General features: G+C 68.4%; 19 protein-coding genes. 11 read left to right on the forward strand and 8 right to left on the reverse strand.

All coding sequences use genetic code 11. The features are described from left to right. Positions 1-200: 200 nt before the first annotated feature. From ACAH41_RS27710 to ACAH41_RS27745, 8 genes are all read left to right on the forward strand, one after another. A complete protein-coding gene (locus tag ACAH41_RS27710) occupies positions 201-1,118 on the forward strand; it encodes an SDR family oxidoreductase (protein WP_325655226.1) in 918 nt (305 codons plus the stop codon). Beyond that, positions 1,118-2,728: a carboxyl transferase domain-containing protein gene (locus ACAH41_RS27715; RefSeq protein ID WP_325655225.1), complete on the forward strand. Its 1,611-nt coding sequence runs from the start codon at positions 1,118-1,120 to the stop codon at positions 2,726-2,728. The genes ACAH41_RS27710 and ACAH41_RS27715 overlap by 1 nt, the downstream gene beginning before the upstream one ends. Positions 2,729-2,767: 39 nt before the next feature. Then, on the forward strand, positions 2,768-3,937 hold the full coding sequence (locus ACAH41_RS27720) for an acyl-CoA dehydrogenase family protein (RefSeq protein ID WP_325655223.1): 1,170 nt from the start codon (positions 2,768-2,770) through the stop codon (positions 3,935-3,937). After that, positions 3,934-4,764, forward strand: a complete 831-nt coding sequence (locus tag ACAH41_RS27725) for an enoyl-CoA hydratase-related protein (protein ID WP_325655221.1) — start codon at positions 3,934-3,936, stop codon at positions 4,762-4,764. The genes ACAH41_RS27720 and ACAH41_RS27725 overlap by 4 nt, the downstream gene beginning before the upstream one ends. Then, positions 4,761-6,836, forward strand: a complete 2,076-nt coding sequence (locus tag ACAH41_RS27730; RefSeq protein WP_325655219.1) for a biotin carboxylase N-terminal domain-containing protein — start codon at positions 4,761-4,763, stop codon at positions 6,834-6,836. Before ACAH41_RS27725 ends, ACAH41_RS27730 begins: the two co-directional genes overlap by 4 nt. A gap of 1 nt (position 6,837) precedes the next feature. After that, a complete protein-coding gene (locus ACAH41_RS27735; RefSeq protein ID WP_325655217.1) occupies positions 6,838-7,713 on the forward strand; it encodes a 3-keto-5-aminohexanoate cleavage protein in 876 nt (291 codons plus the stop codon). 79 nt (positions 7,714-7,792) lie between these two features. After that, positions 7,793-8,593 carry a hypothetical protein gene (locus ACAH41_RS27740; protein WP_325655216.1) on the forward strand — a complete coding sequence of 267 codons (801 nt, stop codon included), beginning with the start codon at positions 7,793-7,795 and terminating at the stop codon, positions 8,591-8,593. Positions 8,594-8,607: 14 nt separating this feature from the next. Next, the gene (locus ACAH41_RS27745) at positions 8,608-9,423 is read left to right on the forward strand and encodes a hypothetical protein (protein ID WP_325655215.1); all 816 of its coding nucleotides are present in this window, start codon (positions 8,608-8,610) and stop codon (positions 9,421-9,423) included. A gap of 47 nt (positions 9,424-9,470) precedes the next feature. Here ACAH41_RS27745 and ACAH41_RS27750 read toward each other — a convergent pair whose 3' ends face one another. Further along, positions 9,471-9,770 (reverse strand): hypothetical protein, encoded by a 300-nt coding sequence (locus ACAH41_RS27750; protein WP_325655213.1) that lies wholly within the window; start codon positions 9,768-9,770, stop codon positions 9,471-9,473. An 87-nt stretch (positions 9,771-9,857) separates the two neighbouring features. On the opposite strand from ACAH41_RS27750, the gene ACAH41_RS27755 reads away from it, so the two are divergent. Next, complete coding sequence (locus tag ACAH41_RS27755; RefSeq protein ID WP_325655211.1) at positions 9,858-12,134, forward strand: molybdopterin-dependent oxidoreductase; 2,277 nt, start codon at positions 9,858-9,860, stop codon at positions 12,132-12,134. A 542-nt stretch (positions 12,135-12,676) separates the two neighbouring features. Here the strand turns inward: ACAH41_RS27755 and ACAH41_RS27760 are convergent. The 4 genes from ACAH41_RS27760 to ACAH41_RS27775 are packed head-to-tail and all read right to left on the reverse strand — an operon-like array spanning position 12,677 to position 16,462. Further along, on the reverse strand, positions 12,677-13,687 hold the full coding sequence (locus tag ACAH41_RS27760; RefSeq protein ID WP_325655209.1) for an ABC transporter substrate-binding protein: 1,011 nt from the start codon (positions 13,685-13,687) through the stop codon (positions 12,677-12,679). Positions 13,688-13,743: 56 nt separating this feature from the next. Then, complete coding sequence (locus tag ACAH41_RS27765) at positions 13,744-14,706, reverse strand: ABC transporter permease (protein WP_325655207.1); 963 nt, start codon at positions 14,704-14,706, stop codon at positions 13,744-13,746. Then, a complete protein-coding gene (locus ACAH41_RS27770) occupies positions 14,703-15,539 on the reverse strand; it encodes an ABC transporter ATP-binding protein (RefSeq protein ID WP_325655205.1) in 837 nt (278 codons plus the stop codon). The genes ACAH41_RS27765 and ACAH41_RS27770 overlap by 4 nt, the downstream gene beginning before the upstream one ends. Before the next feature lie 11 nt (positions 15,540-15,550). Continuing rightward, positions 15,551-16,462 (reverse strand): TauD/TfdA family dioxygenase, encoded by a 912-nt coding sequence (locus ACAH41_RS27775; RefSeq protein ID WP_325655203.1) that lies wholly within the window; start codon positions 16,460-16,462, stop codon positions 15,551-15,553. Positions 16,463-16,660: 198 nt separating this feature from the next. On the opposite strand from ACAH41_RS27775, the gene ACAH41_RS27780 reads away from it, so the two are divergent. Further along, positions 16,661-17,050, forward strand: a complete 390-nt coding sequence (locus tag ACAH41_RS27780; protein ID WP_325655201.1) for a BlaI/MecI/CopY family transcriptional regulator — start codon at positions 16,661-16,663, stop codon at positions 17,048-17,050. Continuing rightward, positions 17,047-18,303, forward strand: a complete 1,257-nt coding sequence (locus tag ACAH41_RS27785) for a M56 family metallopeptidase (protein WP_325655197.1) — start codon at positions 17,047-17,049, stop codon at positions 18,301-18,303. Before ACAH41_RS27780 ends, ACAH41_RS27785 begins: the two co-directional genes overlap by 4 nt. A gap of 175 nt (positions 18,304-18,478) precedes the next feature. Here the strand turns inward: ACAH41_RS27785 and ACAH41_RS27790 are convergent, their stop codons facing one another. The 3 genes from ACAH41_RS27790 to ACAH41_RS27800 form a co-directional block, all read right to left on the reverse strand. Beyond that, complete coding sequence (locus ACAH41_RS27790) at positions 18,479-18,781, reverse strand: hypothetical protein (RefSeq protein ID WP_325655196.1); 303 nt, start codon at positions 18,779-18,781, stop codon at positions 18,479-18,481. A gap of 326 nt (positions 18,782-19,107) precedes the next feature. Then, complete coding sequence (locus ACAH41_RS27795) at positions 19,108-21,141, reverse strand: alkaline phosphatase (RefSeq protein WP_370538699.1); 2,034 nt, start codon at positions 21,139-21,141, stop codon at positions 19,108-19,110. Between the two features lie 31 nt (positions 21,142-21,172). Beyond that, a complete protein-coding gene (locus tag ACAH41_RS27800) occupies positions 21,173-21,625 on the reverse strand; it encodes a hypothetical protein (RefSeq protein ID WP_325655192.1) in 453 nt (150 codons plus the stop codon). Positions 21,626-21,772: the final 147 nt, after the last annotated feature.

Genomic DNA, 21,772 nt, shown 5'->3' on the forward strand with positions numbered 1-21,772 from the left:
CGTTGACAAGCACCCGGGCCGCATCGTAGGCCTGCGCAACTCGCGCAACATCAGCGTATTTCCCTATCAGAAATACAGTTGACGTTAACGTCACCCTGTCGCCAAATCTGGCGCAGAAGCAGTGCTGTGTTCGCCACAGCCGCCGCTCACGCCAGAGCAACCGGCCACGACCGGAGGCCTGCGCCAACAGGAGACAAGACATGACGGCTCACACCGCGCCGCGGCCTTCGGGCGGCGATCCTGCGCACGCCTACGACAGCGTGTTCCACCCCGGCCTGTTCGCAGGCCAGCGCATCTGGGTCACGGGTGGCGGCTCCGGCATTGGCCGCTGCGTTGCCCATGAGTTGGCCTCGCTGGGCGCCGAGCTCATCCTCAGCGGCCGCAGCGAAGACAAGCTGCGCCGCGTGGCCGGCGAGATCGCCGAGGACGGCGGCCAGTGCAGCTGGCGCGCCTTCGACATCCGCGACGAGGCTGCCGTCAAGGCGCAGGTCGCCGAACAGTGCACCAGCGCCCCGGTGCATGGCCTGGTCAACAACGCCGGTGGCCAGTTCCCGGCGCCGATGATGGCCATCAGCCAGCGCGGCTTCGACGCCGTCGTGGCCAACAACCTCACCGGCGGCTTCCTGATGATGCGCGAGCTGTACCTGCAGAGCATGCAGGCCCACGGCGGCGCCATCGTCAACATGACGGCCGACTTCCGCAACGGCATGCCCGGCATGGCGCACTCCGGCGCCGCGCGCGCCGGCATGAGCAACCTGACGATGAGCGCCGCCTACGAATGGGCCCCCGCCGGCGTGCGGGTCAACGCGGTGGCGCCGGGGTGGGTCGCATCCAGCGGCATGGACACCTATGGCGGCGCGATGAAAGCCATCATCCCGAAGCTGAAGCAGCATGTGCCGATGGGCCGGCTGGCCTGGGAGGCCGAAGTGGCTGCGGCCATCGTCTTCCTGCTGTCGCCCGCCGCCGGCTTCATCACCGGCGTCACGCTGCAGATCGACGGCGGCGCCTCGCTGGGCAGCGCCATCTTCCCGCTGCAGGACCCGCAGCGCTCCACCGCCTGGAACGGCTTCCACCGCGCCAGCGTGCCGCAGGTGCTGCAAGACGGGGAGACAAGCTGATGCCGGCGCTTGTCTCGCAGCTGGACCTGCAAAGTCCAGCCTTCCAGGCCAATGCGCAGCGCATGGCCGAGCGCCTGGCCGAGGTGCGGCAGCTGGAAGCGCAAGTGGTGGCCGAGTCGGCGGGCAAAGCCGCGCAGTTCGAGAAACGCGGCCAGTTGCTGCCGCGCGAACGCGTGGCCCGGCTGCTGGACCGTGGCAGCGGCTTCCTCGAACTGTCTGCGCTGGCCGGGCTGGGCATGCACGACGACGACGGCAAGCGCGCCGTGCTCGGTGGCGGCAGCATCGTCGGCATTGGCCAGGTGGCCGGCAAGCGCGTGATGATTTCCGCCAGCGACTCGGCGCTCAAAGGCGGCACCGTCTCGCCAATGGGCCTGAAGAAGGCCTTGCGCGCGCAGGAAATCGCCGCCGAAAACAAGCTGCCGCTGATCTACCTGGTCGAGTCCGGCGGCGCCAACCTGATGTACCAGAGCGAGATGTTCGTCGAAGGCGGGCGCAGCTTCGCGAACCAAGCGCGGCTCTCGGCCGCCGGCATTCCGCAGGTCGCGGTGGTGCACGGATCGTCCACCGCTGGCGGCGCCTACCTGCCTGGCCTGTCGGACTACGTGGTGCTGGTGCGCGGCAAGAGCCGCATCTTCCTGGCCGGCCCGCCGCTGGTGAAAGCGGCCATCGGCGAGGACGTGACCGATGAAGACCTCGGCGGCAGCGACACGCACGCCAGCGTCACCGGCCTGGGCGAATACGTCGCCGAGAACGACGGTGACGCCATCGCCCTCACCCGCGAACTGCTGGACAAGCTGGCCTGGGATGAAGCCCTCGCCCGGCCCGCCGCGCCAGCGCCGCTGTACGACCCTGAGGAGCTGATGGGCCTGGTGCCGGCCGACGACAAGACGCCGTACGACGTGCGCGAAGTCATTGCCCGGCTGGTCGACGGTTCGGACTTCCTCGAATTCAAGGCCGCCTACGCCAGCGAAACCCTGTGCGGCCATGCCCGCATCGACGGCCACCGCGTCGGCATCCTCGGCAACAACGGCCCGATCCAGCCGGCCGGCTCGACCAAGGCCGCGCAGTTCATCCAGCTCTGCGACCAGAGCGGCACGCCGCTGGTCTTCCTGCAGAACACCACCGGCTACATGGTGGGCCGCGAGGCGGAGCATGCGGGTGCCATCAAGCACGGCAGCAAGATGATCCAGGCGGTGGCGAATGCGCGCGTGCCCAAGTTCACCATCGTGCTGGGCGGCTCGTTTGGCGCTGGCAACTACGGCATGTGCGGCCGCGGCTTCGACCCGCGCTTCATCTTCAGCTGGCCCAGCGCCCGCACCGCCGTGATGGGCGGCGCGCAGGCGGCGCAGGTGATGGAGATCGTCAGCGCCGCCAAGCTCGCGCGCGCCGGCCAGCCGGTCGTGCCCGAAGCCTTGCAGGCGATGAGCGGCCAGCTGCGACAGCGCATCGACCGCGAATCGCATGTGCTGTTCGGCACCGCGCGGCTGTGGGACGACGGCGTGATCGCCCCGCCCGACACGCGCCGCGTACTCGCGCTGTGCCTGGCGCTGGCCGCCGAGGCCGACACCCGCACGTTGCGGCCCAACGCCTTCGGCGTGGCCCGGCTCTGAACAGTTTTCCGGTTCCGACAAGAAGAGGAGACAAGCACCATGCAATTCACGCCCGAACATCGCGCGCTGGCCGACACCGTGACCCGCTTCGTGAAGCAGGAGATCAACCCCTTCGTGGCCGAATGGGAGGCTGCCGAGCAGTTCCCCAGCCACGCGCTGTTCAAGAAGCTGGGCAACCTGGGACTCTTGGGCCTGAAATACCCCGAGCAATTCGGCGGCGCCGGGCTGGACTTCGGCTATTCGATGGTGATGGCCGAAGCGCTGGGCGAGGCCAACTGCGGCGGCGTGCCGATGGCCATTGGCGTGCAGACCGACATGTGCACACCCGCGCTGGCCCGCTTCGGCTCCGACGAACTGCGCCATGAATTCCTCGCGCCGACGATTGCCGGTGACTACGTGGGCTGCCTGGGCGTGAGCGAAGCCGGTGGCGGCTCGGACGTGGCTGCGGCGAAGACGACGGCCCGCGTCGAAGGCGGCGACTACGTCATCAACGGCAGCAAGATGTGGATCACCAACGGCCTGAAGGCCGACTGGTGCTGCCTGCTGGCCAACACCAGCGACGTGGCCGCGGCCGGCGGCCCGCACAAGAACAAGAGCCTGATCGTGGTGCCGATGGACGCGCCCGGCATCACGCGCCAGAAGATCCACAAGATCGGCATGGACAGCTCCGACACCGCGCAGCTCTTCTTCGACAACGTGCGCGTGCCGCGCCGCAACCTGATCGGCCAGGAAGGCATGGGCTTCATGCTCCAGATGCTCCAGTTCCAGGAAGAGCGGCTGTGGGGCGCGGCCTCGTCGCTGCGCAGCCTGGATCGGCTGATCGACCAGACGATTGACTACACCCGCCAGCGCCAGGCCTTCGGCAAGAGCATCCTGGACAACCAGGTCGTGCACTTCCGCCTGGCCGAGCTGCGCACCGAGGTCGAGGCACTGCGCGCCCTGACCTACCAGGCCGTGGACCTCTACCTGTCCGGCAAGGACGTGACCCGCCTGGCCTCAATGGCCAAGCTCAAGTGCGGCCGACTCTCGCGCGAAGTGGCCGACAGCTGCCTGCAGTACTGGGGAGGCATGGGCTTCACGCGCGACAACCCGATCTCACAAGCCTTCCGCGACAGCCGCCTGATCTCCATCGGCGGCGGTGCCGACGAGGTGATGCTCAGCATCATCTGCAAGCTCGAAGGCACGTTGCCGAAGGCATTGAAAGCATGAGCGATCCGTTGTTGCTCGTGCGCCGGCAGGCGCTGCAACCTGCAACGGCCGGCGTGGTGCTGCACCTCACGCTGAACCGGCCCGAGGCGCGCAATGCGATGTCGCTCGCGCTGGTGGACGCGCTGATCGCCGCGCTGGCCGAGGCCGAGGCTGCGGGCGACGTGCGCGCCATCGTGCTGCGCGGCGCCGGCGGCCATTTCTGCGCCGGCGGCGACCTGAAAGACATGGCCGCGGCGCGGGCGCAGTCGCTGAACGGCGAACACACCGGCGAAGACCCGTTCGAGCGCATCAGCGCCCGCTTCGGCGAGCTGTGCGTGGCCTTTGCCAACACCGGCATCGCGACCGTCGCGCTGTTGCAGGGTACGGTGATGGGCGGCGGCTTTGGCCTGGCTTGCGTGGTGGACGTGGCACTGGCCAGCGCCGACGCGCGCTTCCGGCTGCCCGAGACCTCGCTGGGCGTGCTGCCGGCGCAGATCGCGCCGTTCCTGGTCGATCGCCTCGGCCCGGCCGAAGCGCGCCGCCTGGCCGTCACCGGCGCCACGCTGGATGGCGCACAAGCGCTGGCGAAGGGCCTGGTGCATGAACTGATGCCAGATGCGCAATCGCTTGAAGCCGCAGTGGAGCGAACGCTGGCCGGCATCCTGCGCTGCGCACCGCAGGCGCTGGCCGCCACCAAGCGGCTGATCGCCCAAGCCCGCTGGCAACCGGCGCCCACGCTGGTGCCCGCTGCGGCGCACGCTTTTGCCAGTGCGCTGCAGGGTGATGAAGGCGTGGAAGGCACGCTGGCCTTCCTGCAGAAACGACCTGCGTACTGGGTGCCGCAATGAGCACGCCATTCAGCAAGATCCTCATCGCCAACCGCGGCGAAATCGCCTGCCGCGTGATGCGCACCGCGCGCGCCATGGGCTACCGCACCGTCGCCGTCTACAGCGAGGCGGACGCGCAGGCGCCGCATGTCGCGCAGGCCGACGAAGCGGTCTGCATCGGCCCGGCCGCCGCGGACCAGAGCTACCTGAACATCGCCGCACTGCTGGACGCTGCCCGCCGCACCGGTGCGGACGCGGTGCACCCGGGCTACGGCTTCCTGTCCGAGCGGGCCGACTTCGCGCAAGCCTGCACCGAAGCTGGCCTGGTCTTCATCGGACCGCCACCTTCGGCCATCGCGGCGATGGGCGACAAGGCCGGCGCCAAGCGCCGCATGCTGGCCGCGGGTGTGCCCTGTGCGCCGGGCTACCTGCCGGCCAAAGGCGAGCCGCAGGACAGCGATGAACAGCTGGTGCGCGAGGCCCGCCGCCTTGGCGCACCGCTGCTGGTCAAGGCCGTGGCGGGTGGCGGTGGCCGTGGCATGCGGCTGCTGCGCGACGGCGCGGACCTGGCCGATGCGCCGCTCGCTCAAGCGCTGAGCGGCGCCCGCCGCGAAGCCGAAAACGCCTTTGGCAACGGCAGGCTGATGCTGGAGCGGCTCATCGAAGGTGGCCGCCACATCGAGGTCCAGGTGTTTGCCGACGCGCACGGCCACGCCGTGCACCTGGGCGAGCGGGACTGCACGGCCCAGCGCCGCCGCCAGAAGGTGATCGAAGAAGCGCCGTCGCCCAGCGTGTCGCCCGAGATGCGCGCGGCGATGGGCGCGGACGCGGTGGCCGCGGCGCTGGCCGTGGGCTACGTCGGCGCCGGCACGGTGGAGTTCATCGTGGACGCAGAAGGCCGCCACTTCTTCCTGGAGATGAACACCCGGCTGCAGGTCGAACACCCGGTCACCGAGGCCGTCACCGGTTTCGATCTGGTGCAGTGGCAGCTGCGCGTGGCCGCGGGCGAGCCGCTGCGGCACTGGCTGCCGCGCGGGCAGGAGGACGTGCGCTTCGAGCCGGCGCGCATGGGCCACGCCATCGAGGTCCGGCTCTACGCCGAAGACCCGTACCAGGGCTTCCAGCCACAGACAGGCACGGTGCTGCACTGGCAGCCGCAGCATGCGGTGGCCGCTGGCCAGCTCACCGGCTGCGGCCAGCTGCAAGCCTCGGCTTCGGTGCGCATTGACGCCGGCATTGCGGAAGGCGGCCAGGTCACGCCCTGGTACGACGCGATGGTCGCCAAGTTCATCGCCCATGGCACCACCCGCGAAGACGCGCGCCGCCGGCTGATCGCCGCGCTGCAGGACAGCCCGCTGCTGGGCCTGGCCACCAACCGCGGCTTCCTGATTGCGCTGCTGCAGCACCCGCAGTTCATCGCCAGTGAACTGACCACGACGCGGCTGGACGAATGGGCCGCCGAAGCTGCGCCGCTGCTGCAGCGCCCATTGCCCAGCGACGACGACTGGCGCGTCGCCGCCGCGCTGCGCTGGTGGTCCGCTTCGCCACCGCGCGGCCTAGCCGATGGCTGGCGTGGCGCCGGCATGGCCAGCCAAAGTGTCACGCTGCGCTGGCGCGAAACCCAGCGCAAGCTGCGCCTCACGCTGGGTGGCTGCGGGGATGTGCTGACCGTGGCCGACGACAGCGGCGAGCAGACGCTGAAGCTGCTGTCCCGCGACGGTGCACGCTGGCGAATCTCCGCTGATGGCGTGGCGCAAAGCTGCGTCGCACTAAGCGACGCACAAGGCGCCCTGCACCTGGCTACCGCGAGCGCGGATTTCGTCTTCACCGAACCCGCCGCCGCACCTCGCGCCAGCGACACGCCAGATGCCAGCCGCCTGTGCTCGCCCGTTGCCGGCACCGTCGCCAGCGTTGCGGTTCAACCGGGCGAACGCGTAGCGCTCGGCCAGCCGCTGGTCTGCGTCGAGGCGATGAAGATGGAAATGTGGCAACACGCCCGCGCCGCCGGCACGGTGCGCGCGGTGCACGTGGCGCCCAAGGCCTCGGTGCGCAGCGGCGCGCTGCTGGTCGAACTGATCCTGGAGGAGTCCTGAGATGAACGACAACGTGATCCTGACCTGCGCACTGACCGGCGTGCTGACCGACCCCAAGCAGCACCCGGTGCCGGTGACGCCTGCGCAAATGGCAGCCGAGGCACGCGACGCCTTCAACGCCGGGGCCTCCGTCATGCATGTGCACCTGCGCCAGCAGCAGGACGGCATGGGCCACTGGCCCAGTTGGGACCCGGACGTGGCGGAAGACGTGGTCGCCGCGATCCGCGCCGCCTGCCCCGGCGTCGTCATCAACCTGACCACCGGCGTGATCGGCCCGGACATCAGCGGCCCTGCCGCCTGCATCCGCCGCGTGAAGCCCGAGATCGCCGCCTGCAATGCCGGCAGCCTGAACTACCTGAAGCTCAAGGACAACGGCCAGTGGGCCTGGCCGCCCATGGTCTTCGACAACCCGGTCGCCAAGGTCCAGCAGTTCCTGGACGTGATGGCCGAATCCGGCACGCACCCGGAGTTCGAATGCTTCGACGTGGGCATCGTGCGCTCGGTCGGCATGTTCGTGAAAAGCGGCATGGCCCCCGCCGGCCACCCGGTGGACGTGAACTTCGTGATGGGCGTGGCTTCGGGCATGCCGTGCGACGCGGACCTGCTCGCACTGCTGCCGCGCTGGCTGCCCGAGGGCGCGCTGTGGCAGAGCACGCTGATCGGCCGCGCCGAGATCTGGCCGGTGCACCAGAAGACCGCCGAGCTCGGCGGCATGCTGCGCACCGGCCTGGAAGACACCTTCTACCTGCCGGACGGCAGCCGCGCTGCGGGCAACGGCGCGCTGGTCCAGCAACTCGCCGCCTGCGCCGAACGCGCCGGCCGCAAGGTTGCCTCGCCGGCCATCGCGCGCCAGCTGCTGGGGCTGGCCGAAGCCTGATACGGGCACAGCATTCCCCGCAGCTTGCCTCGCTGGGTAGACTGCGCCCCGCAGCGAGACAACCAACTGGAGGGACCCAATGAAACGTGCATGGAAGAGCGCGGCCTTGGCCGTGGCTGCTGGATTGGCCTGCGGCCACGTTGCAGCGCTGGAAAGCATGGCCACTTACGACAACTTCGGCGCGTCGCCCATCGACGCCAGCAAGTGGTCCAGCTACGAGCGCACGCGCCGCATCAAGAACGGCGCGTTGCAACTGGCCCAGCGCGACTGGGGCTTGGCCACCTCGGACGCTGGCACGCAGGCCAACTCGTATTCCGAGCAACTGAGCAACCCGGCCAAGGTCACGCAGTTCAAGGCCGTGGTGACGCTGAACGCGATCGAGCTCACCGGCTGCAGCGCCAACCCCGGCGTCGGCGCGGTCCGCGCCCGTGTCGCCGGCAGCTTCTTCAACACCGGCAACCCGACCAGCGGCGACTACACCGGCGACGTGCTGGCCCAGGTGCGGGTGATCCGCTACAGCGACTCGGTGGACGCGGCCGGCCTCGCGCATGTCGAGGCCGTGGCTTCCGTCTGCCGCGACAGCGACTGCTCGTCCACCACCACCATTGGCGGCGTGCAGCAGCTGGGCACGCTGGCCGTGGGCGAAAGCGCCACGCTGGCGGTCGAATGGGACAAGGCCACCAAGACCTTCAACTTCTGGCGCGATATCACCGTGTCCAGCGTCAGCTACACCCTGAACGACAGCATCGCCCCCGCGGTCAACCAGAAGTACGTGGGCCTGCGCACCGAGGTGCCCAACTGCCTCAGCGGCGCGCGCGCCTCAGGATTCGTCGACGCCTCGTTCGACAACGTGCAGATCAACAAGTCGGCCAAGCCGTGACCGGAAGCAGCACCATGGACCGCCTCGCCTTCAAGACCGGCCTTTCCGCCCTGGCACTGGCTGCCAGCTGCGCCGCAGCCCTGCCCGCCCGCGCCGCCGAGGCCTATGTCAACTACGACGGCTTCTCCGGCACCAACATCGACGACACCCGATGGCTGGGCAGCGAGCGCCTGCGCATGGTCAAGTCCGGCGTGCTGTACCACTCGCAGCGCGACTTGGGCGACCAGACCAGCAACGTCGGCAGCACGCCCACCAACCATGGCACCGACTTCGACGAGCCCGCCCGCGTGCTGCAAATGAGCGCGGTGGTCACCGTCACCGCCTGGGATGCGTCCACCTGCGCCGCCAACGTCGGCAGCGTCGCCTCTGCAAGGGCGCGCCTGATCGGCAGCTTCTTCAACGCAGGCCCGCAAACGCCCGGCAGCAGGGTCAACGACGTGGTGGCCCAGGCCCGCATCTACCGCGACACCGCCTCCACCGATGCCGCCGGTGTGCTGCGCGTGCTCGGCATGGTCAGCCTGTGCACCAGCGCGGACTGCGAGCAGACCTTGGCCATTGGCACGGCCGGCCTGGGCACCGCCACGCTGGCTCAGGCCGTGAAGCTGCGGCTGGACTGGGACAAGGCCAACAAGCGCTTCGTCTTCACGCGCGACTCGCAACCCGCCCTGAGCGTGCCCTACGCCCAGGCCGACAGCCTCGCGCCCAGCCAGCCCATCAAGTCGCTGCAGACCCGCACCGACCTGCCGAACTGCTTCGGCGGCCCGCGCACCTGGGCGAGCATTGACGCGAACTTCGACAACGTCTCCGTCAACGTCAGCGCAACACCGTGAGGGCGATCCGGGTCGCCACCGGCACCGCGGCCTACATGATCAGCTGATCACCGGCTGCGCCACAAGGCCCAGGCCAGCAGGTCGGCCAGCAGCAGCGTGGTCACCGCCTGCAAGGCCAGGAAGCCCTGGCCCAGCCCCAGAACACCCCCGCGCCCTGCAGCAGCGCGACAGGCAGGCCCGTCACGCTGGCAAGCCAGCCGGCTGCGGCCAGCATCGGCACCACCAAGGTTTTCGGCACGCCGGTGGACGTCACGTTGTCCGAGCTGGCAATCGAGGCCTTTTTCCCGACAGACGCGCAGACCACGCAGGCCCTGCAGGCGCAGATCGCCGCCGAAAACCCCGTCCACCCCCGGGACAACCACGAGGTGACAAGGTCGCGTGGGTGACGGACAACCGGGCTGGTGCAGGCGATAACGCTTGCCAGGAGACGAGACATGAGCCACACAACCGTTCCCGCCGTTGACGGCACCACGACCCACTACCGCATCTGCCCGCTGTGCGAGGCCTGCTGCGGGCTGGACGTGCAGGTGCAGGATGGCAAGGTCATCCGCATCCGCGGGGCCGAGCATGACGTCTTCAGCGCCGGCTTCATCTGCCCCAAGGGCTACGCGCTGAAAGACCTGCACGAGGACCCGGACCGGCTGCGCCAGCCGATGATCAAGCGCAACGGCCAACACGTGCCGGTCAGCTGGGACGAGGCCTTTGCCGAGGCCGAGCGGCTGCTGAAACCGGTGATCGCGCGGCACGGGCGGGACGCGGTGGCGCTGTCGGTCGGCAACCCTTCGGCCCACAAGATCGGCCTGCTGCTGTACTTCGCCAAGTTCGCCCGCGTACTGGGCAGCCGCAACATCTTCTCGGCCTCCACGCTGGACCAGATGCCCAAGCAACTGCAGTCCGGCCTGATGTTCGGCCACTGGCTCAGCGTGGCGGTGCCCGACATCGAACGCTGCGACTACCTGCTGGTGCTGGGCGCCAACCCCATGGCCAGCAACGGCAGCATGTGGACCGTGCCCGACTTCCGCGGCAAGGCCAAGGCGCTGCGGGCGCGCGGCGGCAAGCTGGTGGTGATCGACCCGCGCCGCAGCGAAACCGCCGCGGTGGCCGACGCGCACCACTTCATCCGCCCCGGCGGCGATGCCTTCCTGCTGGCCGGCATGCTGCACACGGTGCTTGCCGAAGGCCTGGAAAAGCCCGGGCGGCTGGCGCCCATGCTCAACGGGCTGGAGGAAGTTCGCGGCGCCGTGGCGGCGTTTTCACCCGAGGCGGCGGCCCCGCGCTGCGGCGTGCCGGCCGAGACCATCCGCCAGCTGGCGCGAGAGTTCGCCAACACCCCGCGTGCCTGCATCTACGGCCGCATCGGCACCTGCACCCAGCGCTTCGGCACCGTGGCCAGCTGGCTGATCGACACGCTGAACGCCGTCACCGGCCATCTGGACAGCGAAGGCGGCGCGATGTTCCCGCAGGCCGCCGCGTTCGCGGCCAACACGCAAGGCAAGCCCGGCCAGGGCCGCGGCGTGACGCGCGGCCGGCACGCCAGCCGCGTCAGCGGCGCGCCCGAGGTCTTTGGCGAGCTGCCGATGACGCTGCTGGCCGAGGAGATCGAAACCCCTGGCGATGGCCAGGTGCGCGCGCTGATCAGCGTGGCCAGCAACCCGGTGCTCTCCAGCCCCGGCGGCCCGCGGCTGGCCCAGGCGCTGCAGAAGCTGGACTGCATGATCAGCCTGGACATCTACCTCAACGAGACCACGCAACACGCGCACGTGATCCTGCCCGGCCTGTCGCCGCTGGAAGAAGCGCACTACGACGTGGCCTTCCCGCAGCTCTCCTTCCGCAACCACGCCCGCCACAGCGCGCCGGTCTTCGCGCCACCGGCCGGCCACTCGCCGGAATGGCAGACGCTGCTGCGTCTGGCCGCGATGGTCGCACCCGAAGGCAAGCTGCCGGCCGACCCATTGTTGGCCGACGACGCCTTGCTGATGGACGACCTGAACCGCACCGCCGGCCCGCAGGCCGAAGCGCTGATGGCTGCCCTCTCGGCCGACGGCCTTCGCGGCCCGGAGCGGCAGCTGCAACTGGCGCTGCGCAGCGGCCCGTATGGCGACCAGTTCGGCCGCAAGCTCGAGGGCCTGACGCTGGCCAAGGTCAAAGCCGCGAACGGCGGCATCGACCTCGGCCCGCTTCAGCCCCGCCTGCCCGAACTGCTGCGCACGCCCAGCGGCAAGGTGGAGCTGGCGCCCGCACTGTGCCTGGCCGACCTGGCCGAAGCCGCGAAGGAACTCGTCCCGGCGGACAAGCACGTGACGCAAGACGAACTGCTGCTGATCGGCCGCCGCGAACTGCGCTCGAACAACAGCTGGATGCACAACCTGCCCACGTTGGCCAAGGGCCCGATGCGCTGCACCGCACTGGTTCACCCGCACGACGCCGCGCGTCTCGGCTTGTCAGACGGCGGCCGCGCCGAACTCTCGCGCGGCGGACATTCCATTGAGGTGCCTGTGGTGCTGAGCGACGAGATGATGCCTGGCGTGATCAGCCTGCCCCACGGCTGGGGCCACGACCAGCCGGGCACGAAACTTGGTCTCGCCGCCCAGCGCCCCGGCGCGAACCTGAACGCCGTGCTGGACGACACCTTGCGCGACCCGCTCTCGGGCAATGCTGTGCTGTCCGGGGTGGCGGTGAAGGTGCGGGCGCTGCAAGTGGCGGAGGCTTGACAGCGAGGCCGCCCAGTCCACGGCGCTCGCTGCTTCCCACCGTTCGAGCCTGTCGAAGCGCATTCCCCCGTTCGGGCCGAGCCTGGCGAAGCCGCCTTCGAGCGAACTCCAGCCTTGTGCCGCATGGGCCCTTCGACAGGCTCAGGGCGAACGGGTTCGGTGGGGTTTCGGGCTACCCCCCCACCGTTCGGGCTGAGCTTGTCGAAGCCGCCTTCGAGCCGCCTCCGACCTTGTGCCACGCGGGCCCTTCGACAAGCTCAGGACGAACGAACGGGTTCAGTGGGGTTTCGGGCTACCCCCACCGTTCGGGCTGAGCTTGTCGAAGCCACCTTCGCGCGGACTCCAGCCTTGCGCCGCATGGGCCCTTCGACAAGCTCAGGACGAACGGATTGGAGGATCCTTCGACAAGCTCAGGACGAACGGATTCGGGGAGGCTTCGGGCGACCCCAACCGTTCGGGCCACCGCCACCCACCGTTCGGGCTGAGCTTGTCGAAGCCTGCAGTTCGCGGTGCCCGCCCTGATGTTGCCGCTCGGATCGAACTCAGCTGCCCTGCGCAAACGCCTCGTCAAAGAAATAGTCCTTCCACGAAGCGGCCTTGTTCTTCAGCACGCCGAGCTTGAAGAGTTCGTCGGCGTAGACGGCCGTGCGGAACGGGACGACGGTGAAGTCGTTTTCCGGGTCTTCGATGATCTTGCGCACGAAGTCCAGCGGGAGCTTGGACTTCTGCGCGCGGATGAAGAGCTGCGCGGCACGGGCCTTGTCGGCCTTCACGTACTGCTCGGCTTCCTTCAACGCGGCGTAGAAGGCCTTGTAGGTCTTCGGGTTCTCGTCGTGGAACTTCTGAGTGGTGTAGAGCACGTTGAAGGTCGCCGGGCCGCCGAGGATGTCGTAGCTGCTCAGCACCTTGTGAACGGCCTTGTTGGCATCCATGGCCTGGTAGTAGAACGGCGCGCTGGAGAAGTGGGAGTTGATCTCGGAGCCGCCAGCGATCAGCGCGGCGGTGGCATCCGGGTGCGGCAGGCTGACCGAGATCGTGTCGAAGCGCTTGAAGTCGTCCTTGCCGAACTGCTTGGCGGTTTCGATCTGCAGCGTGCGCGACTGGAAGCCGGTGCCTGCCGCCGGCACGGCAATGCGGTCCTTGTCGCTGAAGTCCTTCAGCGTCTTGACCTTGGGGTTGTTGGTGATGAGGTAGTTCGGCAGCGAGCCCAGCGCCGAGATGGCCTTGACGTTCTGCCTGCCCTTGGTGCGGTCCCACAGCGTGAGCATGGGCGGGACGCCGGCCGAAACCACGTCCAGCGAACCCGAGAGCAACGCCTCGTTCATCGCGGTGGCGCCGGAGATCTGGTTCCACTCCACCTCCACCTCGCCCAGGCCCTGCGCCTTGGCGTGTTTCTCGATCAGCTTCTGGTCCTGCACCACGTCCAGCAGCAGGTAGGCGATGCCGAACTGCTGGGCAATGCGGATCGTGCCTTCGGCCTGCGCGGCCAGCGGGCTGGCCAGCATGGCAACGGCGGCAACCAAGGACGGCAAGCTGAAATTCAGGTACTTCATGGCGGTACTTTTGAAAAGGGAACGGAGCGAGTTGGGGACAGGAGATTCGGAGGCGATCACTGGTTCGTGCGCTGCATGCCCCAGCGTTGGACCGTCAGCCTTTCCAGCGTACGGAAGACCAAGGCCTCAACCACCAAGCCGATCACCACGACCATCGCCAGGCCGGCGAACACGCGGTCGGTGTAGAGCTCGTTGCGGTTCTGGAAGATGTACCAGCCCAGCCCGCCCTTGCCGGACGAGGCACCGAACACCAGCTCGGCCGCGATCAAGGTGCGCCAGGCAAAGGCCCAGCTGATTTTCAGTCCCGAGAGGATGGCCGGCAGCGCGGCAGGCACGAGGATCTGCAGCACGTAGCGCAACCCGCCCAGGCCATAGTTGCGGCCCGCCATGCGCAGGGTTTCGGGCACGGCCTGGAAGCCTGCATGCGTGGCCAGAGAGAGCGGCCACAGGACAGAGTGCACCAGCACGAACATCAGGCTGCCCTGCCCCAGGCCGAACCACAGCAGCGCCACCGGCAGCAGCGCAATGGCAGGCAGCGGGTTGAACATCGCCGTCAGCGTGGACAGCAGGTCGCGCCCCACCCGCGTGGCTGCCGCGAGGCTGGTCAGCACAAAGGCCGCGGCAATGCCGATCACGTAGCTCTTCAGCAGCACCGAGAGCGAAATGCCGGTCTTCACCAGCAGCTCACCCGAAGCCACGCCTTCGACAAACGCGCGCAGCGTCTGCGCGAAGGTCGGCAGCAGCAGGTCATTGGCCTGCCAGCGCGCCAGCGCTTCCCACACGGCCGCCAACACGACCAGCACGATGCCGCGGCGCACGCCATCGTGCCGCAGCACACGGCGCCAGGCCGGCAGCGCGCGAGGCTTCAGCGCGGGCGGTGCTGCGTTCAGCACGTATTCCACGTCGGGCCTCGTGAGATCGACAGCCCCTCGTCCGACGGGTACGTCGGCCGATCCCCCGAGGGGATGGCGGGCCGGCTTGGGAGCGGCCCAGCGCTCGTCCCGCAAGCGCTCCGTCATGCCGGCTCTCCTGCTGCCGCACGCGGCGTTTCGAACAGCAGGCCGTGGATGCGCTGCGTGGTGGCCTGGAAGTCCGCGCCGCCGGCGTTGTTGAAGCCGAAGCGTTCGCTGTCAATCTCGGCGCGCAGCCGGCCCGGGTGCGGCGACAGGATGGCGATGCGGTTGCCCACCACCAGCGCTTCTTCGATCGCATGCGTGACGAACACCAGCGTGAAGCGGAACTCGTCCCACAGCGCGAGCAGTTCGTCCTGCATGCGGCGGCGGGTCAGCGCGTCCAGCGCGGCGAAAGGTTCGTCCATCAGCAGCAGCTCGGGCTGCATGGCCAGCGCACGGGCAATCGCCACGCGCTGCTTCATGCCACCGGAAAGCTGGTGCGGGTAGGCATCTGCAAACTTGGCCAGGCCCACCTTGGCGAGGTACAGCTCGGCCCGTTCGGCCGCCTCCTTGCGGCCGCAGCGACGCGCCGCCAGCAGCGGGAACAGCACGTTCTCACGTACCGTTTTCCACGGCGGCAACTGGTCGAATTCCTGGAACACCACGGCCCGGTCAGGCCCAGGCTGCGTGATGCGCCGGCCGGCCAGCGTGATCGTGCCTTCGCTGGGCGTGACGAAGCCGCCAATCGCCTTCAGCAGCGTGGACTTGCCGCAGCCGGAGGCGCCCAGCAGCACGAAGCGGTCGCCCTGCATCACGCTGAGGCTGACCTGGTGCGTGGCGCGCACCCAGTGCTCGCCTTGCGGGTAATCGATGCTGACCTGCGCCAGCTGCAACAGCGGCGTGGCGAACAGGGCCTGGGGCGGCGCGTCGGCGCCGGGTTGGGTCAAGGGCAACTGCATGGTCAAAACCTTCAAAACGGCGCGTCGCCTTCGACGGTCGTGCGATTCAGGCGGCGGCGCAGATGTTCCGGCGTGCCTGCCGCCAGATGCATCACCGAGCGGTTGTCCCAGAACACCATGTCGTGCGGCTGCCAGACGTGGCGATAGACGAACTGCGGCAACACGCTGAAGGCGAACAGCTCGGCCAGCAGCGCGGCGCTTTCCTCATCCGGCAGGCCGACGATGCGGGTCGTGAAATGCTCCGAGACGAACAGCCCCTTGCGCCCGGTTTCCGGATGCGTGCGCACCACGGGCTGCACCGCGGGCGGCACCTCGGCCAGCTGCGCGGCGGTCAGCTTGGGCCGCCACGGGCTCTTGGCACGCAGCTCCTCGTACTTGGCCAGGTAGCTGTGCTCGGCCTTCAGGCCGGCAATGCGCGCCTTCAGGTCTTCGGGCAGTGCGTCGTAGGCCGCATGCTGGTTGGCGAACAAGGTGTCGCCACCTTCGCTGGGCAGTTCCTGCGCGTGCAGCAGCGAGCCCAGGCTGGGCGTTTCCTTGTACGACAGGTCCGAATGCCAATACTGGCCCGCGTCCCCCAGGCCAATCGGTTGGCCCTGCTCGTCCTTGATGTTCGAGACGACCAGGATCTCCGGATGCCCCGCCAGCTGGAAGTTCTTCAGCACATGGATCTGCAGCGGCCCAAAGCGCCGGCTGAAGTCCACATGCTGCTGCGGCGTGATGCGCTGGTCGCGGAACACCAGCACATGGTGGTCCAGGTGCGCCTGGTGGATGCGCCGGAAATCCGCCTCGCCCAGCGGCAGGTTCAGGTCCAGCCCGATGACCTCGGCGCCGACGCCGCTGGGGCTGTCGGACAGGCTGCGGATCTGGATCTCTTGCGGTGCGGCCGCGGGCTCACGCTCGATTGCAGTCAGTACAGCAGACATGGGGGCCATGAGTTTTGTGTCGTCGAAGCGGTCACTCTAGAAGCGCAGCGCGTATCGGCGAACAAAGCTTTCCGGCATAGGCCATGCGGGATTCGAGTAAGTCGTCAGACAACCCTCGTGCTTCGCTTCTGCGGGACTTGACTAGATCGATTACATACGTAATCATTGGCCTATGTTTACATCCGTAATCGAAACACCATGACACCACCCGCCTCACCCGTCAGCGACGCCGAAGCCCAGGTCATGGAAGTGCTGTGGCAATCCAGCCCGCGCAGCACCGACGAGATTGCCGCCGCGCTGCAAGGCCAGCGCGAATGGCAGATCGCGACCATCAAGACGCTGCTGAACCGGCTGCTGAAGAAAGGCGCCGTGGCGGCCGCGAAGGACGGCAGGCGCTACCTCTACAGCGCCGTGCTGCCCCGCGAGGCTTGGCTCAGCCACCAAAGCCTGGGCATGGTGGACCGGCTGTTCAACGGCAGGCTCGCGCCGCTGGTGGCGCACTTTGGCGCAGAACGCGGGCTGTCGCAGGCCGACGTGGACGCATTGAAGGCGCTGGTGCGCGCATACGAGAAAGCGCCCAAGCCATGAGCGCGGCACATTTCATGGACGCGCTTGCGAGGCAAAGCCTTTGGCTGAGCGCGCTGGTGATCTTGACAGGCCTGATGCAGCGTGTGCTGCTGCGCCGCTTCGGTGCCGGGCCGGTGCTGGCAGGGTGGTGGCTGGTGCCACTCGGTTTGCTTGCCACCTGGTTGCCGGTGGCGCGGTGGGCGCCGGAGTTGCCGCTGGTGCGGTGGCTGCAGTCGCCCATCGTCGTGGCAACGCAGGTTGCGGGGCCACACCCTGCCCCGCCACCCTCCTCCTGGCCGGCCGTGGCAGCCGCCGTGGCCGTTCTGTGGGCCCTAGGGGCCATGAGCTCCCTGGCCTTGGCCTGGCGTGCCCAGCAGCAGTACCTGCACTCCCTGAGGCGGGACCATGACGGCACATGGCGCTCGCCCGCTGGCAGCAGCCCCGCAGAGGCCGGCGTGTGGCGCAGCCTGCTGGTATTGCCCCAGGACTTCGAGCAGCGCTTCAGCGCTGCGGAGCAAACGCTGGTGCTGGCACACGAAGTCGTGCATCACCGCCGGCACGACAACGGCTGGCGCCTGCTGGCGCTGCTGCTCTGCACGCTGCACTGGTTCAATCCGCTGGCCTGGCGCGCTGCCCGACGGCTGCGGCAGCACCAGGAGCTGGCCTGCGACGCCGCAGTGCTGCGCCAACAGCCGCAAGCGCTGGCGGCCTATGCCAACGCACTGCTGAAGTCACACACCGCGGTTTCCGAAGTTCCTATCGCCAGCAGCGCCTGGCAATCCAACCACCCTTTGCTCGAAAGAGTCCGCATGCTCGAACTGCACACCACCCACGCTTCCCGCCGCACCACCGGCCGATGGCTGGCCTCCGCCTTGGCCGTGCTCGGGGCCGGCGCTGTCTACGCCACGCATGTCCAGCCTCCCGAAGCTGCCGCCCAGGCCACCGCTTCCGTGATGCTCACGCTGAACCTCGCCAACGACGGCCTGCCCGGCGGCTCCCCGCAGGTGCTGACCAAGCTGGGCCAGCTCGCCACCGTGAAGATCTCGCCGAAGAACGGCGAACCCGGCGCGACCTGGGAGATCGATCTGCGAACCACGCAGTTAGCCGATGGCCGGCTGCAGGTGGAGAGCCACTACCGCACCGGCGAGCCGGCACGCGAAGTCGCGCCACACACGCAGGTCGTGGCACAGGACGAAACCTTCGAGTTCATCGTCAGCAATGCAGGGCACGTGCTGAGCGGCAACCTGACGCCGCACCTGCTCGCGGCTCGCTGAGCGCAAGCCTCGGCGCTTGCCCTTCGCCTTCACCGTCATGTCCGCCGGCGCCACCGGCCCTTTCACCGCCGCCTGAGCCAGCTTGAAGAACACATCCGTGTTGTCGATCACACCGAAGAAGCTGAAGGCGCCGGGGCCCGAAGGCGGACAGGGGAACCTCGGTGCCCTATCGAAATCAGCTGAGATCGGAGCGGGCTGCGCGGTCTTTGAGCATGCGCGCGAATTCCGAGTCCCGACCAACAAGGGCGTCTGCCAAGGGCCAACCAGGCGCGGTTTCGATGAGGTGCAGCAGCGACCACGCCAGTCCGAAGCAGCTGTCGTCACCGAGGAGTGCCACCAATGCACGGGCCTCCTCGTTGGCCAGCGGCGGTGGGATCTGCTCGACGAGCGCCTGAATCCGTTTCAGCGCTTCAACGGTTGCAGTTTGCTCATCAGGCAGCCGGCCCATTTCAACGAGTTCTTCGACGACGGTGCGCATGGAAATCTCCCCGATTCGGCGCTTGCCCTTTGCACCAGCATGTCACCTGCGCATCCGGCCAGCTCACAGCGGCCTGGGCCATCGTCGAGAGTACATCGCGCAGCGCCCTCACCGACGAAACTGAAAACGCCAGACGGTCGGACAGGCCCTCAGCTGTGCGTTGCACCGCCACATCAAGGCGGCTCAGCACAGAACCCTTTGGAATGCCGATATTTCCGAGCCGTTCGAGATGGAGATCGTCGAGCGAGCTCGCCGATTCGGCCGGAGCGCGAAAGAAAGAACTGGCTTCGAGCAGTTCAGCCCGAACAGGGAAGCCGCACCAGCGCTCAGCGCTTGCCCTTCGCCTTCACCGTCATGTCCGCCGGCGCCACCGGGCCCTTCACCGCGGCCTGGGCCAGCTTGAAGAACACGTCGGTGTTGTCGATCACGCCGACGAAGCTGAAGGCGCCGGGGCCGAAGGCGGAGAGCGGGACGTCGGTGGCGGTGTGCACTGCCGATTCGCCGGGGACCTGGCCGGGGATCAGGAAGTTGCCCAGGCCGTCGCGTTCGGCCGGGTTTTCCGGGTACCACTTCAGCGGCTCGGCCTTCACCAGGGGCTGCTGGCTGTCCTTGACCGGCTGCGGGTTGCTGCGCCAGTCTTCGTAGCGGTCGGCATTGGCGCCGTAGGCGACCAGCAGGCGGAAGTCGATGTCGGTGGTTTCGGGATAGCCGTCGGCGGCGATGCGGTACTTCGGGAAACCGGCTTGCTCGTAGACGCCCACCACCTTGTCGCGCAGGTTGGCCGAGCCGCCGGCCTTGCCGAGCTGCTGCAGCACCGCGTCGGTGACGCGGCTGGCGCCGATCAGCGCAGCGCCGGAGCATTCATGGTCGGCGGTGACGATGACCAGCGTGTCGCCGCGGTCGCGGGCGAAGTCCTGCGCCACCTGCACCGTGCGGTCGAACTCGATGGTGTCCAGCATCCAACGCTCGGTGTCCATGTTGTGCGCCTGCTTGTCAATGGACGCGCCTTCGATCATCAGCACGAAGCCTTGCGTCTGGCGGGCCAGCGTGGCCAGCGCCTTCTCGGCCATTTCGTCGAGCATGGGCTGGTCGGGGAAGCCGTAGTCGTCCACCACGCTACCGGTCAGGCCCTGCTTTTTGCCGCGTCGGCCGTCTATCTTGTCCAGCGCCACGTTCATGTTGGACAGCGAGAACAGGCCCAGCAGCTTGCCGCCCTTGGCCGCGTCCAGCTCGGTCTTGCTGGATGCGTACTGGAAGCCGGCACCCTGGAAGTCCTTGATCAGGTCGCGGTCCTTGTCCAGCGCGCCGGGCGAGATGCCCCAGCGCTTGGCGATCTCGGCGCGGTGCGGGTCGGCGGCGTCGAACACGTAGTCGGTCTTGTCGCCGCGGGCCGAGCCGGGCGTGGCAGACGGCAGGAACCACTTGCGGCCGCCGCCCATCAGCACGGTCAGCCCCGTGGCGCCGCGGTCGTCGAAGAACTGGTCGACGATGCCGGTGCCCGCGCCGCGGTTGCTGGTGTGCACCGCGTTGCCGGCCGGCGTGGCGTCGAACACATCGGCCGTGGTGACGATGCCCAGCGCCTTGCCCTGCGTGCGGTGCAGGTACTCCGAGAGGTACTCGATGCGCGGGTTGTCGAAGGCGTCCGTCGTGTCGTCCGGGAACACGCCCTCTTCATTGTTGTTGTTCTTGTTGCCCAGCACGTAGGAGGTCATGCCCGGCGAGGAGTCGGTCACCACCGAGTTCAGCGACGAGGTCTTGACCAGCGCGGTCGCCGGGAAGGTGTCCATCGCCAGCGGCGCGATGGCCTTGCCCTGCGCATAGCCGTTCTTCACGATGCGCGCCGCCGTGCGCTGCGCCGCGCCCATGCCGTCACCCAGCAGGATGATCACGTTCTTCACGGGCTTGCCCTGCGGCGTGCTGAACGGGATCACATCGAAATTGCCCCGCGCGCTGAGCTTCTGCCCATCGTCCTGCTCGGCCTCGATGCTGAACTCATGCCGCCCGGTGGCCGCCACGCTGAAGGCGCGCAGCGAGGCAATCACCGCATTCGCCGGCACGCCGGTCGTGCAACCGCTGGCGCAGTCACGCAAGGTCACGTTCCCCGCCGCTGGCTTGCCATCCAGCAGGAAGCGCGCACCACTCAGGCTGCGGCCGGCGTCCGGCCGCAAGGTGGCTTGCAGGTCGAAGCGCTGGCCCGGCAGGAAGCGCGCAATGACCGGCTCCGGCCGGCCCGAGCTGAACAGCTCACTCGGCGGCGTGAGCCGGCTCACGCTGGGCGCTGCGATGGCGCCGAGCGGCGCCAGTGCCAGCAAGGCGATCAACTGGAGGCGGTGAATGCGGTCAGCGTTCATGGTGGGCATGGGTTGGATTGGATGAATGTCTCGCGCGAATTCAGGGTTGGGCCAGCTGCAGTTCCAGCCAGGCCACACGCCCGTCCGGCGCCACCGTGCGCCCGTAATGCAACCTGCCCTGCAGATCGATCAACCCAGGCTGATGCGGCAGCACCCGCGACGCGTCCAGCAGCCGCACCAGCACCGTGGCCGGCGGCAAGTCGTCCGCATCCCCATCCGCGTGCTCGCTCATCTGCACCGGCCGTGCCGTCAGCAGGAAGGCACCCGGCACTGCGTCTTCCTGCGCGACCATCCAGCCGACCAGGCGCACCTGCTGGTCCTGCGCCGCGAGCAGGCGATCGGTGGGCTGCAGGCCAGCGGCGCCGACGGGGGTCTGGAAGAAGTCGGCGAAGCGGAGGGTTTGGGCGGCGGTGTCCGCGGCTTGGGCGGCGGAAAGGCCGCAGACCAGCAGCAGGCTGCCAACGATGGAACTGAGGCGTCGGTTGTCGCGCATGGTGTGGGCGTAGGTCAACCGGTCATGATCGGGTGCGAGCATGACAAGCCCGTGACGGCGAAAAACCCGGTTCGCATGGTCGTCCGGGCCGGGATTCCGCAAGGCTCAGCGGGGCTCACCAACGAAGGCCTCGGAGGCCGGTAACAT

Origin of the sequence: Ideonella sp., assembly GCF_041287625.1 — a bacterium.
Classification (GTDB): Bacteria; Pseudomonadota; Gammaproteobacteria; order Burkholderiales; family Burkholderiaceae_C; genus Ideonella.